General features: G+C 37.3%; 15 protein-coding genes. 5 read left to right on the top strand and 10 right to left on the bottom strand.

The features are described 5' to 3' along the window. Window positions 1–223: 223 nt before the first annotated feature. The 5 genes from B1B04_RS17720 to mutY form a co-directional block, all read right to left on the bottom strand. Window positions 224–1,969, bottom strand: a complete 1,746-nt coding sequence (locus B1B04_RS17720) for an ABC transporter ATP-binding protein (protein WP_079562729.1) — start codon at window positions 1,967–1,969, stop codon at window positions 224–226. Between the two features lie 192 nt (window positions 1,970–2,161). Beyond that, window positions 2,162–2,386, bottom strand: a complete 225-nt coding sequence (locus B1B04_RS17715; RefSeq protein ID WP_079562728.1) for a hypothetical protein — start codon at window positions 2,384–2,386, stop codon at window positions 2,162–2,164. A gap of 115 nt (window positions 2,387–2,501) precedes the next feature. Continuing rightward, window positions 2,502–3,050, bottom strand: a complete 549-nt coding sequence (gene ntdP, locus B1B04_RS17710) for a nucleoside tri-diphosphate phosphatase (protein WP_079562727.1) — start codon at window positions 3,048–3,050, stop codon at window positions 2,502–2,504. Between the two features lie 339 nt (window positions 3,051–3,389). Continuing rightward, on the bottom strand, window positions 3,390–3,566 hold the full coding sequence (locus B1B04_RS17705; RefSeq protein WP_079562726.1) for a gamma-type small acid-soluble spore protein: 177 nt from the start codon (window positions 3,564–3,566) through the stop codon (window positions 3,390–3,392). A gap of 82 nt (window positions 3,567–3,648) precedes the next feature. After that, on the bottom strand, window positions 3,649–4,683 hold the full coding sequence (gene mutY / locus B1B04_RS17700; protein WP_079562725.1) for an A/G-specific adenine glycosylase: 1,035 nt from the start codon (window positions 4,681–4,683) through the stop codon (window positions 3,649–3,651). Between the two features lie 205 nt (window positions 4,684–4,888). Here mutY and B1B04_RS17695 point away from each other — a divergent pair, with 205 nt between their 5' ends. Beyond that, window positions 4,889–5,875, top strand: coding sequence for a metal-dependent hydrolase (locus B1B04_RS17695; protein ID WP_079562724.1), 987 nt, complete (start codon window positions 4,889–4,891; stop codon window positions 5,873–5,875). Window positions 5,876–5,914: 39 nt separating this feature from the next. On the opposite strand, the gene B1B04_RS17690 is transcribed toward B1B04_RS17695, so the two are convergent. The 3 genes from B1B04_RS17690 to recX are packed head-to-tail and all read right to left on the bottom strand — an operon-like array spanning window position 5,915 to window position 7,314. Continuing rightward, window positions 5,915–6,184, bottom strand: a complete 270-nt coding sequence (locus B1B04_RS17690; RefSeq protein ID WP_079562723.1) for a YfhJ family protein — start codon at window positions 6,182–6,184, stop codon at window positions 5,915–5,917. Continuing rightward, window positions 6,185–6,514, bottom strand: a complete 330-nt coding sequence (locus tag B1B04_RS17685; protein WP_079562722.1) for a YfhH family protein — start codon at window positions 6,512–6,514, stop codon at window positions 6,185–6,187. It lies immediately after the preceding gene. Further along, complete coding sequence (gene recX / locus B1B04_RS17680) at window positions 6,511–7,314, bottom strand: recombination regulator RecX (protein WP_079562721.1); 804 nt, start codon at window positions 7,312–7,314, stop codon at window positions 6,511–6,513. Before recX ends, B1B04_RS17685 begins: the two co-directional genes overlap by 4 nt. 303 nt (window positions 7,315–7,617) lie before the next feature. Here recX and B1B04_RS17675 point away from each other — a divergent pair, with 303 nt between their 5' ends. Both B1B04_RS17675 and rlmD read left to right on the top strand, forming a co-directional pair. After that, complete coding sequence (locus tag B1B04_RS17675; RefSeq protein ID WP_079562720.1) at window positions 7,618–8,436, top strand: polysaccharide deacetylase family protein; 819 nt, start codon at window positions 7,618–7,620, stop codon at window positions 8,434–8,436. A 44-nt stretch (window positions 8,437–8,480) separates the two neighbouring features. Beyond that, the gene (rlmD, locus tag B1B04_RS17670; RefSeq protein ID WP_079562733.1) at window positions 8,481–9,860 is read left to right on the top strand and encodes a 23S rRNA (uracil(1939)-C(5))-methyltransferase RlmD; all 1,380 of its coding nucleotides are present in this window, start codon (window positions 8,481–8,483) and stop codon (window positions 9,858–9,860) included. Between the two features lie 551 nt (window positions 9,861–10,411). Here the strand turns inward: rlmD and B1B04_RS17665 are convergent. Next, window positions 10,412–11,590, bottom strand: coding sequence for an MFS transporter (locus tag B1B04_RS17665; protein WP_079562719.1), 1,179 nt, complete (start codon window positions 11,588–11,590; stop codon window positions 10,412–10,414). Between the two features lie 369 nt (window positions 11,591–11,959). Here B1B04_RS17665 and B1B04_RS17660 point away from each other — a divergent pair, with 369 nt between their 5' ends. Next, window positions 11,960–12,145: an SE1561 family protein gene (locus tag B1B04_RS17660; RefSeq protein WP_049668848.1), complete on the top strand. Its 186-nt coding sequence runs from the start codon at window positions 11,960–11,962 to the stop codon at window positions 12,143–12,145. Between the two features lie 46 nt (window positions 12,146–12,191). On the opposite strand, the gene B1B04_RS17655 is transcribed toward B1B04_RS17660, so the two are convergent. After that, the gene (locus B1B04_RS17655; protein ID WP_079562718.1) at window positions 12,192–12,983 is read right to left on the bottom strand and encodes a YwqG family protein; all 792 of its coding nucleotides are present in this window, start codon (window positions 12,981–12,983) and stop codon (window positions 12,192–12,194) included. Window positions 12,984–13,417: 434 nt separating this feature from the next. Here B1B04_RS17655 and B1B04_RS17650 point away from each other — a divergent pair, with 434 nt between their 5' ends. Then, the gene (locus B1B04_RS17650; protein ID WP_079562717.1) at window positions 13,418–14,956 is read left to right on the top strand and encodes a fumarate hydratase; all 1,539 of its coding nucleotides are present in this window, start codon (window positions 13,418–13,420) and stop codon (window positions 14,954–14,956) included. Window positions 14,957–15,083: the final 127 nt, after the last annotated feature.

Below are 15,083 nucleotides of genomic sequence, written 5' to 3'. Positions count from 1 at the left end.
ACAGCTTCTAATTTCACTTTTTCTTTAAATTTAACCATACAAAAACTGCACCTCCAATTGTTAGATTGAGTGTCTAATAATTGGGGAGCAGTTCACTTAAACGGAAGGCTATTTTTAAATTATTGACTCATTAATAAAATATTGGGATGATATTTTTGCTAAAAACCATAGGTCACGGAAATTAATCCCATGTTATAGATTTTTTCTATTATAACGTGGTGTATCAATCTAAATGTTGCACCTGGAATAAACTAAAGTAGGTGCCCTCTTTTTGCATTAATTGCTCGTGCGTACCACTTTCAATTAATTGTCCATGATCTATAACAATAATTTTATCTGCATGTGTAATCGTAGATAGTCGGTGAGCAATTATTATTGTCGTACGTTCATGTGCAAGTACATCCAATGATTCTTGAATAAGTGCCTCACTTTCTAAATCCAATGCAGAGGTTGCTTCATCCAGTATTAAAATAGGAGGATTTTTTAAAAACACACGAGCGATCGCTACCCGCTGCTTTTGTCCACCTGATAACTTCACACCGCGCTCCCCGACCTTTGTGTCATAACCATCTGGTAAGCTCATAATAAAATCATGTGCATTGGCTGCTTTTGCCGCAGCAATAACCTCTTCATCAGAAGCATCTGGCTTACCCATTAAAATATTTTCTTTTACGGAATCACTAAACAAAATATTATCTTGTAGGACTATTCCAATTTGTGAGCGTAAAGAATGTAGAGATACGTCACGCACATTATAGTCATCAATACATACGGTGCCACTCGTTGTGTCATAAAAACGAGGAATTAAACTAATGATCGTTGATTTTCCTCCACCACTCATTCCTACAAACGCAACTGTCTCGCCAGGTTTAATTGTAAAATTGATATTGTTTAAAATTTGTGAGCCCTCTTCTTCGTATTGAAAGTTCACATTGTCAAAACGAACTTCACCTTTTACCCGAGGTAGCTCTAACGCATTAGCCTTGTTTTTTATTTCATAAGGTTCATCTATTAATTCAAACATTCGATCCATTGATGCAATGGACTGTGTTAACATTGTTGATGAACTTACAAGGCGACGAAGTGGACCATAAAGTCGTTCGATATAGGCAATAAAGGCAACCATCGTCCCGATTGAAAGAGATCCATTAATAACCTGATAGCCTGCATAAGCAATGACTAGGAGTGGTGCTACATCCGTGATTGTATTCACCACTGCAAACGATTTAGCATTCCATCTCGTATGATCCAGCGCTTTCTCTAAAAATTCTCCATTTGCTTCATCGAATAATTTTTGCTCATGTTTTTCGAGCGTAAAGCTTTTAATAATACTCATTCCAGCTACACGTTCATGTAAATAGCTTTGCACTCCAGCTAGTGCTTGTGAACGTTTACGTGTTAAAGACCGAAGCTTGCCAAAGAAGAACTTTACGCTAAACGCATAGAATGGGAACGCAATCAATGCTACTAGCGTTAACTTTACATCCATAGCAAACATAATACCGATTGCAATAACAATTGTCGCAAGGTCCAGCCAAACGTTCATCAAGCCTGTCATAATAAAGTTTTTTGTTTGTTCCACATCATTAATCACTCTTGAAATCACGTCGCCAGCTCTTGTATTGGCATAATATCTTAAACTTAGTCGCTGTAAATGTGCATATATTTGTTTTCGAATATCGAAAAGCACTTTGTTACTGACATTTTGAGCAAAATATTGACGGTAATACTCAATCGGTGGTCGAATAATAAAGAATACAATGATCGTGCCACCTAACCAATAAAACAGTTCTTTAGTCTTCTCTGCATCCGTTAAATGATCTGCAGCAATAATATCATCTAACACAATTTTTATGAGTAATGGAATAAATAACGGAATTGCAAATTTCACTATACCAATTAAAATCGTTAAAATTATTTCCCATGTATATGGTTTTACAAATCTCATATAACGCTTTATACTACCCAATTCATTATCACATCCTTATCAAAAAACCTTTAGCAAATGCAAGGGGAACTCCTTGTATCACTTCGTACATAAAAAGAAACAGACATCCACAAAATGAATGCCCAAACGTATTATAGCAATATTTTGTTTTAAATACAGTTAATTTAGCTTTGTCACGAACTATTTTACAAACAGCTTATGTAACATTCCTTTTTACATTTTTTCCTTTAATCTTTTATATACAAATTCTAGTAATATAAAGATTAAACCTACTAGTATGAACCCGAAAGAAGGTACGTATAATTCCTTATTCATATGTATAGAATCATTCACAAAGTGACCCAAATATCGGACCGCCTCAGCTACAAGTCTGTGCATGAACAACATAAAACTACCAGTCAAAAAAAATAATGTACCTATAATATAACCTGTATTCATAGTTTCCCTCCAAATATTTGTAATACTTTACAATATTACTATAACAAAAACACTGGTAGAGAATTACTTATTTTTCCGATAAAAAAACACCTATTAGTAAAACTAATAGGTGTTACTAACAATCATCTGCTTGCATATCGAGCTGAAACTTATATCGACTTGTCCAGGCATCGATAAAATCAGGTGCAAAGGGTCCTCTTTTTTGTTGAATCCAGCTAATTAATTTATCGACATTGCGCTTTAAAATTTTATCTATGACATCTGGATAAGACATTTCCTTACGATGCAGCTCATATTCATCCTCATCTAAGAGTGAATAAGACAGATCTGGGAAAACTTTAATATCTAAATCATAGTCAATATATTTAATGGCATTATTATCGAAAACAAATGGTGAGCTTAGATTACAATAATAATACACACCATCTTCACGTAGCATGCAAATGATATTAAACCAGTACTCCGCATGGAAATAACAAATAGAAGGCTCTCTCGTTAGCCACGTTCGACCATCGGATTCTGTCACAAGTGTCCGCTCATTCGCACCGATAATGATATTTTTTGTTCCTTTTAAAACCGTTGTTTCTTGCCAAACACGGTGGATACGGCCATTGTGTTTATAACTATGTATTTGTATCGTTTCTCCTTCTACCGGTATTGCCATCTTTGAAGCCCACCTTTTCGTCTATGCTACCTAAATCTAGCAGTCTCTAGTATATTATAGCAATGTGTAGGCGAAAGGTGTAGTTAGAAAACCACAAATTTCCCTGCGCTCTTTTAAATTTGTACTAAATTTCGTTAATTTAAAGCTATCATAACACTAACCTAATTGGAATTTTTTGTTTAAATTCATGTATCGGAGCATGGTTTTATCAGCTACCCGAGCAGTTCCTTATCACCTGAACCGTTTTCTATCTTGCTATAAAAAAATTCAAAAGGAGCTGCCTTTTTTAATCTTTTCGATTTTAGACAGCTCCTCAGAGGTAAATGCAATTACAAAGTGTTATTCACCAAGATCTTGGTTAGTTTTATTGAAGTTACCTGAAGCTTGAGCTTTTTTCTGCTCTGCTTTAGCATTTTGCTTTTGCACTTCATTAACGTCTGTTTCATAACCAAATTCTTGACTTTGACGTTGCATGTTTTTATTCGGTTGGAAATTCTGGTTGTTTTGCTTTTTCATTTTCATTCACCTCCACGCTCATTATTGTGTACCGAGGTGAATGCTTTTATGCCTAAAAATTTTATATAAATAATTTTCTAGATTAATCCTTTATTTCCTGCCAAATTTTTAGCATTGGAACGGACATTGGTAACAATTCTATTTGTTCACGAGTCAGCCATTCGCCCTTTTCTGCTGAATTACATTTCATAAAATAGCTATTTATATGCCATGTTAAATGTGAAAAAATATGTTTAAATGTCAGCAAATCCTGTTGCGATTGAACATTCATAGCATAATCATTAATAAAAGTATCTATTGAATCTTTACCATGCTCTAGCATTGGGAACTGCCATAGATCAGCTAGTAAACCCTCTGCTGGACGCTGCTCTAATAAAATTCGCCCTTTGTCATCTTGACATACAAGCACATCGTATGTGAGATGCTTCATCTTTATTTTTTTAGATTTGATAGGTAATTTTTCAGGCTCGCCTTCATTAAAAGCAGTACAGTATTCCCGAACTGGACATAATAAACACTTTGGTGAAGTTGGCGTACAAATAAGTGCACCCAGCTCCATTAAGCCTTGATTGAAGGACGATGCATTTTTAGGATCAATTAGTTCTTCAACAGCCTCTTCAAATATCTTTTTAGTCTTTGGAACGGCTATATCATCATGAATAGTAAGCACACGACTTAAAACACGCATAACATTCCCATCCACTGCATGTTCGGGCTTATTATAGGCAATACTTAAAATAGCTCCAGCAGTATACGGACCTACGCCTTTTAATTTTGAAATCTCATGGCGATTATCGGGTACTACCCCACCGTAGTTTTCTAATACCTCACGAACACCCGCTTGTAAGTTACGTGCACGGGAATAATAGCCGAGGCCTTCCCAATGCTTTAATAAGTATTCTTGTGGAGCTTCCGCGAGTAATTCTAATGTTGGAAAACTTTCCATGAAACGATTGTAATAAGGAATAACTGTGTCGACACGTGTTTGCTGTAGCATCACTTCCGATACCCAGATTTTATAAGGGTCCGTCGTATGCCTCCAAGGTAAATCACGTTTCTCAACATTAAACCATTCGACTAAAGATTGTCGAAATTCTGTTACATATGGATAATTCACAGTGACCTCCAGTGTTTTTACGATTTTATTTATAGTAAAAAGAGTATACAATTAAAAAAAGACCATCTGTATAAAACGACAAAAAGCGCCATTATTTTCTAGCTTCAAGATTTAACACGACAGTCTTAATAAGTATTACGGATTATTGAAATATACATGTATGCAAATTGTACTCTATTTAGATGCATACAAGGAGTGGATATTTTTGGATTCAGGCACACATTTCGTTATGGGTATAGCCCTCGGTGGTCTTGCGTTAGCTGATCCCGTTGTAGCAAGTCATTCGATGACCTTTACCGCAGTAATGGCAGGTACAATTATTGGCTCGCAGGCACCTGATGTCGATACAGTTTTAAAACTGCGCAACAACGCAATTTATATTCGACATCATCGTGGAATTACACATTCACTACCAGCAGTAGCTATTTGGCCCATCTTAATTACAGCGGTTTTAGCACTTCTTATTCAAGACGCAAATGTGTTTCATTTATGGCTTTGGACATTTTTAGCTGTAGCACTTCACGTCTTTGTTGATATTTTCAATGCTTATGGTACACAAGCACTTCGACCGTTTTCTAGAAGATGGGTTGCACTTGGTGTCATTAATACATTTGATCCTATTATTTTCACCCTACATTGCATCGGCATTTTGCTTTGGGCATTTGGTGTTAATCCTGTTTGGACATTTAGTATCATGTATCTCATTATTATCGTTTACTACATTTTACGATTCGCAGTCCAAAAGGCTGTAAAGAAAGCTGTGCATAATACCATTCAGGATGAAGAGTATGTTATTGTAGCCCCTACAATGCGGTTCTTCCACTGGCGAATTGCAGCAAAATCTAAAACGCATTATTATGTTGGCCGTGCTTATGGGCGAGCTGTTAATATTTACGATAAATTCGAAATAAAACCTTTACCGAAAACGCCTCTTATTGAAATAGCATTGAAAGATCCCAATCTCGCTGCATTCGTGTCATTCTCACCATTGTATCGTTGGGAAATTTCAGAACTCGATAATGGCTTAACAGAAGTTAGATTAATTGATCTGCGTTACCGTAGTGATAATCGCTATCCTTTCGTAGCTGTCGCTCATTTAAACGAGGACAATGAGATTATCACTTCATACACAGGCTGGATTTTTACAGAAGATAAACTCCAGAAAAAATTACAAGTTGGCGCAAGTAATTAAACATCAGTAAACCCTGGCCATAATTTGGCCAGGGTTTTGTTATTGTACCATATCATCACTAGCATCAAGTAAATGTGCGTACTTGGGATTACGTCCCGCAAATGCATGCAGTTTATCGCCATAGCTGGCAATTAATTGACGCACCAAATTTTCAGTGTATTCCGTACCGCGATAAGCGTAACCAGCTTTCGCAGAAGTCGATTCAAAATCACTCCATAAAAGCTCGATCCATACTCGTGCACGCCCTACTGACATTTCTGGATTTTTTGCAAGCAACTCAGCTGTTAGCTTTTCAATTTTTTCATCCATTTATTTGCCCACCTTTACAGGTGATAGCATTGAAACAGGTAATGCCTCTTGGTATTTTTCGCCCCCTAAGCGATGGCCCCATGCGAAACGTCCTTTTAAATAATCCACTTGGAAAAATTCATTTTCAGAACCGTCAATACGATACATTTCTCCAGGAATTATTGTATCTAAATCCACTAAATAAGCTGCAGCCATTAAAGCCTTGCGCTCGTATACTGCGAATTCATTAATGATGCCTAGCTGTTCCGCTTTACGTGCTTTTTCCTTTATCCTAGCTATTTCTTCACGTAATTCATGCTCTGACATCGCAGCATAATTTTTTTCGTTCATTCCTCATTCTCCTTCTCTTCTATAAAACGATCTATAACTTCTATAGGAAAACCCTTTTGATAGAGCGCCTGCTTTATTTTCATTTTTAATTCAAAACCAGTATACTTCGATGAATACTTTTTCCAAACTTTTTCCCCTTGCACATCAAGTAGCTGTTGCCATTCATCTTCCTCTTGCTCAATCTCTATTTGACTAAGCACCTCATCTACAACACTAAAAGAATAACCTTTTCTCATTAAAAAATCTTGAATTTTAACTTTTATTTGTGTTGGCGTTTTCTTTTTTTCCGATCGAATGATCTTTTCAGCCAATTGTGTCGCAAGCTTTACCTGTTCCCCATGACTATATGTAGCCAATACCTCATCCTGTAAGCTTTTATCAATCCCTTTTTTCATAAGGTCTTGCCTAATTGCTTTGGGTCCTTTTTTCATCGTAGCCTTTTTCGTATCGAGCAACGCCTTGGAGTAAGTCTCATCATTTAAAAAGCCATACGATTTAAGCTTTTGTATAGCCTCTAAAATAACCGCTTCCCCAAATTCTAACGAGAGCAGCTTTTTCTTAACCTCATGCTCACTGCGCATTTGATAAGATAAAAAATTTAACCCTTTATTAAAAGCTTTTCGAATCTCATCCTCATAGGCAATTTCCTGAATATCAAATTCCTCAAGCATTTTGCCCTTCGTTAACCCAAATTGAATGAGAATTGCCTCATCTACAGGAAAAGCGTATTCTTCGTTCAAATATATATTATAACGTTCTGGATTGTTTTTTTGACGTGCAATCTTCGTAATAACACGCATTCGTAACACCTCACTATAACCATTATAACATTTTTCGTGAGTATTGCTTTTTAGGTACTTTCTCGGTTAGCGGGTATTCGCTTCTCTTCCGCGGGTATTCACTTCTCTTCCGCGAGTATTCGCTTCTCTTCCGCGGGTATTCGCTTCTCTTCCGCGAGTAATCACCTCTCTTCCTATAGAAGTGGGAGACTCCCGCTAAAAAAGTTAAATTTCCCTATTTAAAAGGAACTTTTTTAATGAAATCAAGTAGGATAATTTTTAAAAAAATAACACATTCTAATAAAAAAGAAAGGATGCGTTTTTATGTGGAAACAGCATATAGTGGGATCGGTAATTGCTACTTTTATTATTGCCGCGGCAATTAGCTTTAATCCATTTTCGGCCTCCGGCTCTGATGAATACAACTGGGGCATTAAACGAGCGAAAAACGGTGAACCAGCTGAAGCTGGGGCACAGCTTGATCAGATAGTTGAGAAATATGGTGCCATTTATAAAGGAAAGCCTGATAATAAAGTTGCTTATTTAACCTTTGATAACGGATATGAAAATGGGTTTACGGAAAGCATTTTGGATACGTTGAAGAAAGAAAACGCACCAGCTACCTTCTTTTTAACTGGTCATTATTTAGAAAGTGCCCCTGATTTAGTGAAACGCATGGTTAAAGATGGCCATATGATCGGCAACCATTCATATGGTCACCCAAATATGGCGAGACTAACTCCCGATGGTATGCGTACAGAATGGAAAAAGCTTGACGATAAACTACGTGAATTGACAGGTATTGAACGTACAACATATGCTCGCCCGCCTGAAGGTACATTTAATGCGAAATTATTAGAAATAGGCAATGCTGAAGGCTATCGTCATATTTTCTGGTCTGTTGCCTTTAAGGATTGGGAAAGGGATGTACGACGTGGCGCAGATTATGCGTATAACGCATTAATGGAACAGCTTCATCCTGGTGCCGTAATATTAATGCATACTGTTGCGCAGGATAACGCTGAAGCTCTTCCTAGGTTTATTGCTGAAGCGAAAAAACAAGGTTATACATTTTTATCCCTTAACGACTTAGTTTTAGAACATGAAGATTTCCCTGTCGCTTTGCAATCGTCTACTCCTTAGTTATAATGGGGAGATGATATTAAAAGAACAGGGACGTGGAAAGCTTGACGCAACAAACAATAATGGAAGTAGGACAAAAATTTCCTCTAATAATAAAAAGACTAGGTATTAATGGTGAAGGCGTAGGCTTTTATAAGCGTAATGTCGTATTTGTAAAGGGTGCCATTCCTGGTGAAGAAATTACAGCACAAGTGACTAAAACACAGCGAAATTTTGCTGAAGCAGAAATAATAACGATTCGCAAAGCTTCAAAACATCGCCAGGAAGCACCATGCCCAGTTTACAACGAATGCGGCGGCTGTCAGCTTCAACATATGACATATGAAAAACAGCTGATTGAAAAGCGTGATATCGTCGTTCAAGCATTAGAACGTTATGCTAAACCATTAGCTAATTCAGTCGAAGTTCGTAAAACTCTAGGGATGGATAATCCATGGAATTACCGAAACAAAAGTCAATATCAAGTACGTAAAGAGGGTAAGCGTGTCTATGCAGGGCTATTTGCAGAAGGTAGCAACAAGTTACTGAACATCAATGATTGCCTAGTGCAACATCCGGTTACATCAAAAATCACGGTGGCAACACGTAAAATTTTACAAAAACTGAATATTACTATTTACGATGGTCGTACGCTTGATGGCTTAGTGCGTACGATTGTTGTTCGTACAGGGATTCGTACAGGTGAAACACAAGTCGTGCTTGTCACAACACGTAAGGAAATTCCACATCTAGCCGAGCTCATTGCACGTATTAAAAAAACCGACCCAAGCATCGTGTCGATCGCTCAAAATATTAATCGTGAGAAAACATCGTTAATCTTTGGCGACGAAACGATTGTCCTCGACGGTAAGGAAACGATTCACGAGGAGCTTGGTGAATTAGCCTTTGATTTATCAGCTCGTGCCTTTTTCCAACTGAATCCAACACAGACTGTTCATCTCTATGATGAAATCAAAAAAGCAGCAGCATTAACAGGCAGAGAAACAGTTGTTGATGCTTACTGCGGTGTTGGAACAATCGGTTTATGGCTAGCTGACAAAGCAAAAGAAGTTCGTGGGATGGATGTTATTCCAGAAAGCATTCAGGATGCACGTAAAAATGCACGTAACCATGGCTTCAAGCATACAAAATACGCAGTCGGGACAGCAGAAAGTGTTTTAGCAAACTGGCGCAAGGAAGGATTTACACCAGATGTTATTACAGTGGATCCACCACGCACAGGTCTAGCACCAGAGTTTATCCGCACGGTGTTGAAGCTAAAACCGAAGCGCTTTGTCTATACGTCTTGTAATCCGTCAACATTAGCGAAGGATTTAAATGAATTATCGAAGTTTTATGATGTAGAGTATATCCAGCCAGTGGATATGTTTGCACAGACGGCACAGGTGGAATGCGTTGCGAAGCTCGTGTTGAAAAATAAATAATGTGAAGAAGGACGTCTTGAGGTATACGCTAGGCGTCCTTTTCGTTTTAAAATCGTCCATTTTATATACTAATTCGATGCACCCTAAAAAATGAGTTCTTATAAAAGCAAAACAAACGTCTCCTAAAATTAAGAGACGCCCGTTTTGTATTTTATTTTACTATGTAATGGACAGCTCTGGCTGCATGGATTAGTCATCTAAGTTAAAGTTCTTCTATTATATAGCGATAGACATCAAAGTCCAAATATTACTTGTCAGCAAATTTTATTTGATTTTATGTTTGCTTGTCTGTATAATATCATTCTAGGTGCCAAACCTATGTGACTTGGACGGAACATCCTTGTCACGCAAAGAACGCCATAACAGCACGGATTTGCTGGGCGTTTTTTGTTTTATGAGCGGGAAGATGAGCCCCGCTCTTTTATTTTGCCCAAAATTATACATAGCGCAAAAGCTTCCAAGCTAGCAATTTACTCGAGCTGTTACTTCCTCTACCCGAACTATTTGACTGACTCTCTTCTTTCCGCTTCAAGGATGATTTCAAAAAGACATTACATCGACACTATTCGCTTATTTTTATTTCGTCCAAATACTAACAAAATAATAGCTATAATTAGCAAAAGCATCGCCACTAATAAAAGGAAGCTATAATTTACATATTCTAAATAAATGCCGCCTAAAAATGGCCCTGTTAAGCTACCGATACTAAGGGCAATGCCACAAAGCAGATTTCCTGTTGGTAGAAGCTCTTTTGGTGTTAGGTCTGCCATATAAGTAATACCTAATGAAAACATCGAACCGACTAATGTACCTGTAAAGAAAAATGCTACGGCTACTGCCATTTGAGAATACTCTAAAAAACTGGCAATCCCAAAAATAATAGCCCCTCCAAATGACCCAATCATCAGGACATAACGTCGTCCTATTTTATCCGCTACTGCACCAAGCGGCACCTGCGTTAATATTCCGCCAAATGTAAAGACTGATAACATAATAGGAATCATATTGACGTCAAAATCTTTACGTAAAGCATAGACCGGGAACAAAGCATTTAAAGCAGATTCTAAAAATCCATAAGTGAATGGCCCTAAAAATGCAATCCATCCAAATGCAATGGCTATTTTATAACGATGCCAGCCTCTTGCATGTAAGTCTCCCGTTAAACGCTCTGGTTTTTCATTATGTAAAAGGAATACAAAAGCCCATGCAAATAAACACATAGCAGAGGACACAATAAACGGTAATGCTTCTGCAACTTGTATAAGTTTCACCATTAAAGGTCCAACTGCGAAACCTGTACTAAAGGACAGGCCGTAAATGGCCATACCCTTTCCTAAGCTTTTATGATCTGTGGTGCTTGTAATCCACGTTTGTGTCGCAAAGTGTAATGCATGGTCTCCTACTCCAATGAGTAAGCGTAGGACAAACCAAAAAGTCACACTTTTCCATAAAGGAAATATTAGCAGTGAAACAAACACAAATGCACCGCCAATTAATATAATCGGTTTATAGCCCCATTTTCGTAATGGCTGCTCGATAAATGGTGAGATTAATAAAGTTCCTATGTATAGACCTGTTGCATTCAATCCGTTCAACGCGGAGGATACCCCATCACGTTCGAAAATAATTGAAATTAACGGTAAAAGCATCCCTTGTGAAAAGCCTGAAATAGATACAATCAACACTAGAACGGCAAATCTTTTTTTGCTGTAATCTGAGAAGTACGTCATCTTTTCCTCCAACATCCAATCATTATTCCAAAGAACAGCATACAAAAAAGCCTTAGCGCTCACCACATGTGATTTTACGCTAAGGCCTAACTAACACTTATCTCCATTTAATTGTATAAACACGAATTTCGGCTTTTATATTGGCCGAGTACTTGTTTAAACTCCCTCCTTTTCGAGTTAGAGTCTTTTTAGATTTTTTAAATCAGCTCCTTTGCTTTTTCTTAATATTAATTTAACACACGCCCTCAATATTGTAAATATTCCGTCTATTATTTTTTTAAAATAATCGCTAAGTCCTAGGTGTTTACCTAAACATTGAAATTTAGTCCCGAATCAGCTAAGATGGAGGGGACGAAATGAGGTGTACGTATGTCAAATCCAATCACTGATAAAAAACAGCAAATGAATTACTTAAAAGAGCGTCTTGAAATGTTTTTAGAAGTTTTAGATGCCATCGATCCTGAAACAACTGAATTAGAGGATATTGATCGTTTAATTCAAATGATGGATGATTTAGAGGACAAAATGGAGCAATTTAATGCTCGTGAACAATAACTGATAAAAAGCAAGTGGAAACGCATCCACTTGCTTTTTATTTAAATTAATAGCAATCCCAATTATATAGAACTTTACTAAAATCTTTACGTTTTAGTTCATCCTCTGTGATGAAAAAGTTGCCGACCCCGACATCCCCCCACAGAATATGATCACCTACACTGTCAATTTGAAGCAACAAAATTGTTGAATCTGTATAGTCACCATAAGCTCTTGGATCTTCTTGAGTAAAGAATGGGTATCCCCCGATTTTATGACCTGTACTATTTAATGTTTCATAAAATGAGTCTACTAATTGATCATCGTCTTCTATAGCAACAAGGATCTTCGCATATGTTTTTTCACTTCTAAAGTCATTTGCTGATAATGGTTCATAGCCTGTTCCAAAGGACAATGCCATCTCTTTTTCCACAGGAAAGTATAATTCTTCTTCGTTCGCTTCAACAAACGAGAAATCTTGTACTAACTGTGACTCATCACTAACAATATGTTCGTGAAAAACAACGCGGAAGCCCTCATGATTTTGACCATTGTCAAAATCCATCCCAAGTACATCATCGTAGCCATCAATATAAAACTGCAAGATTCCCTCTTTAGGGAAGTTTGGTAAATACTTCGGAACATCTGCAAAATTAATTTGAGCTAGTAATTTTAATGGTTGCCCTTCTGGACTTTTCGGATACTCCATTGACAGTGGAAAATACGGATCGCCAGCAAACTTACTTTCAAATAAAGAAGTTTTTCGTACTTCCGTTTCAATCAATACAGTCGGCTGTATCGTATCCTCTATTACAGTCCTATTTTGTTCAAATGCTTCAGGTAAATTAAGTAACTTCATTCTATTACCTCCTAAAGTAAATTCACATTAATTATAGAACAAACGTTCCGTTTTAACAATCTTAATTATGATGAATCGATAGCTTATGAATAAGGCAAGAAACTTCCGTTCAGCGGTAGGTATAATCAAATAAGTCCATAAATCAAGTGCTTCTCGGAAGTTTTATCTTACCAGTTCTTAAATCCATCTGCTTCTCGGGAAAACGACTTCGATTCCTACTATATTCCTCTTAAGATATTATTTATTACCCTGCTGCAATTATCTTATTACAACCTTAACAATAAATTGATTAACATAATTTCACATTTATATTTCCTCTTTTTGAGAATAGGCCTTTAATTCCGACCACAATGAGTTGAACTCTTTTTTTCATTAGTTGAAAAGAGTATAATATTACGTGGGAATAATCAAATTTTTATGGGGGGCAATACTAAATGAATATCCAAACTTTGGAGAAAAGTCTTTATGATTTAATTACTGAAACGTCTACGGATCTACCAAAAGACGTACGTCGTGCTATTAAGAAAGCTAAAGAAGCTGAGAATTCAGGTACTCGTGCGGCAATGAGCTTAGACACAATCTCAAATAATATTATTATGGCAGAAGATAATGTATCGCCAATCTGTCAAGATACTGGTCTACCAACATTCAAAATCTATACTCCTATTGGTGTAAACCAATTAGAAATTAAAGCAGCTATTAAAAAAGCTATTGTCGATACTTCTGCAGATGCAAAATTGCGTCCAAATGCGGTTGATTCATTAACAGGTGCTAACAGCGGTAATAACCTAGGTGACGGTCTACCTGTTATGAAATTCGAACAATGGGAAAAAGACTATATCACAATTAAATTAATCCTTAAAGGTGGCGGCTGTGAAAATAAAAACATTCAGTATAGCCTACCTTGTGAGGTTGAAGGTCTTGGCCGCGCTGGTCGTGATTTAGATGGTATCCGTAAATGTATCCTTCACTCAGTATACCAAGCGCAAGGTCAAGGCTGTTCAGCTGGTTTCATCGGTGTAGGTATCGGTGGCGACCGCTCTTCTGGTTACGACTTAGCGAAAGAACAATTATTCCGTCATGTGGAAGATACAAATCCAAATGCTGAACTTGCTAAGTTAGAAGAGTATGTAGTGAAAACTGCTAATACATTTGGAATCGGTACAATGGGCTTCGGTGGTGAAGCAACATTACTTGGTTGTAAAATTGGTGTTATGCACCGTATCCCTGCTTCATTCTACGTATCAGTAGCTTATAACTGCTGGGCATACCGTCGTATGGCTGTGGACATCAATCCTCAAACTGGCGAAATTATTAACTGGCATTATCAAGAAGGCGAAAAAATTACATTTAAAGAAGATGAAGTTGCAGCAACAACAGAAGATACTACTACAGATGTAGTGGAACTTACTGCTCCTATTTCTGAAGAACAAATTCGCTCTCTAAAAGTTGGTGACGTTGTATCAATCACTGGTCGTATGTATACAGGCCGTGACGCAATTCACCATCATTTAATGAGCCACGATGCTCCAGTTGATCTTAATGGACAAGTTATTTATCACTGTGGCCCTGTAATGGCAAAAGACGAAGAAGGTAACTGGACAGTAAAAGCAGCTGGTCCAACTACTTCTATTCGTGAGGAGCCATATCAAGGTGACATCATGAAAAAATTCGGTATCCGCGCTGTAATCGGTAAAGGCGGTATGGGACCAAAAACACTTGCTGCATTAGAAGAACACGGTGGCGTTTACTTAAATGCAATCGGTGGTGCTGCACAATACTACGCAGACTGCATTAAAGGTGTTGACGGTGTTGACCTAATGGAATTCGGTATTCCAGAAGCGATGTGGCACTTAAACGTTGAGAAGTTCACAGCTGTTGTAACAATGGACTCTCACGGTAACTCACTACACGCAGATGTAGATAAATCATCTCTAGAAAAACTTGCTCTTCACTCAGAACGAGTATTCTAATAAAGAAGCAATTTCTTTCAGAAGTTAAGCCATTTTTACTACACAAATTTGAAAAGCACAGAATATTCCTATGAATATCTGTGCTTTTCATTTGTTCAAAAACATTTCAAAAAGCCTCACAATCACC

Origin of the sequence: Lysinibacillus sp. KCTC 33748, from assembly GCF_002237755.1 — a bacterium.
Taxonomy (GTDB): Bacteria; Bacillota; Bacilli; order Bacillales_A; family Planococcaceae; genus Lysinibacillus.
This window is presented reverse-complemented; position numbering and strand designations above follow the sequence as displayed.

What these genes read in the sequence shown, in the direction of transcription:
- B1B04_RS17685 (WP_079562722.1), bottom strand. Translation starts at nt 6,514, where the DNA reads ATGAACGAAAAAAATTATGCTGCGATGTCAGAGCATGAATTACGTGAA.
- B1B04_RS17655 (WP_079562718.1), bottom strand. Translation starts at nt 12,983, where the DNA reads ATGAAGTTACTTAATTTACCTGAAGCATTTGAACAAAATAGGACTGTA.
- B1B04_RS17705 (WP_079562726.1), bottom strand. Translation starts at nt 3,566, where the DNA reads ATGAAAAAGCAAAACAACCAGAATTTCCAACCGAATAAAAACATGCAA.
- B1B04_RS17660 (WP_049668848.1), top strand. Translation starts at nt 11,960, where the DNA reads ATGTCAAATCCAATCACTGATAAAAAACAGCAAATGAATTACTTAAAA.
- B1B04_RS17715 (WP_079562728.1), bottom strand. Translation starts at nt 2,386, where the DNA reads ATGAATACAGGTTATATTATAGGTACATTATTTTTTTTGACTGGTAGT.
- recX (WP_079562721.1), bottom strand. Translation starts at nt 7,314, where the DNA reads ATGCGTGTTATTACGAAGATTGCACGTCAAAAAAACAATCCAGAACGT.
- B1B04_RS17690 (WP_079562723.1), bottom strand. Translation starts at nt 6,184, where the DNA reads ATGGATGAAAAAATTGAAAAGCTAACAGCTGAGTTGCTTGCAAAAAAT.
- B1B04_RS17665 (WP_079562719.1), bottom strand. Translation starts at nt 11,590, where the DNA reads ATGACGTACTTCTCAGATTACAGCAAAAAAAGATTTGCCGTTCTAGTG.
- ntdP (WP_079562727.1), bottom strand. Translation starts at nt 3,050, where the DNA reads ATGGCAATACCGGTAGAAGGAGAAACGATACAAATACATAGTTATAAA.
- B1B04_RS17675 (WP_079562720.1), top strand. Translation starts at nt 7,618, where the DNA reads ATGTGGAAACAGCATATAGTGGGATCGGTAATTGCTACTTTTATTATT.
- B1B04_RS17650 (WP_079562717.1), top strand. Translation starts at nt 13,418, where the DNA reads ATGAATATCCAAACTTTGGAGAAAAGTCTTTATGATTTAATTACTGAA.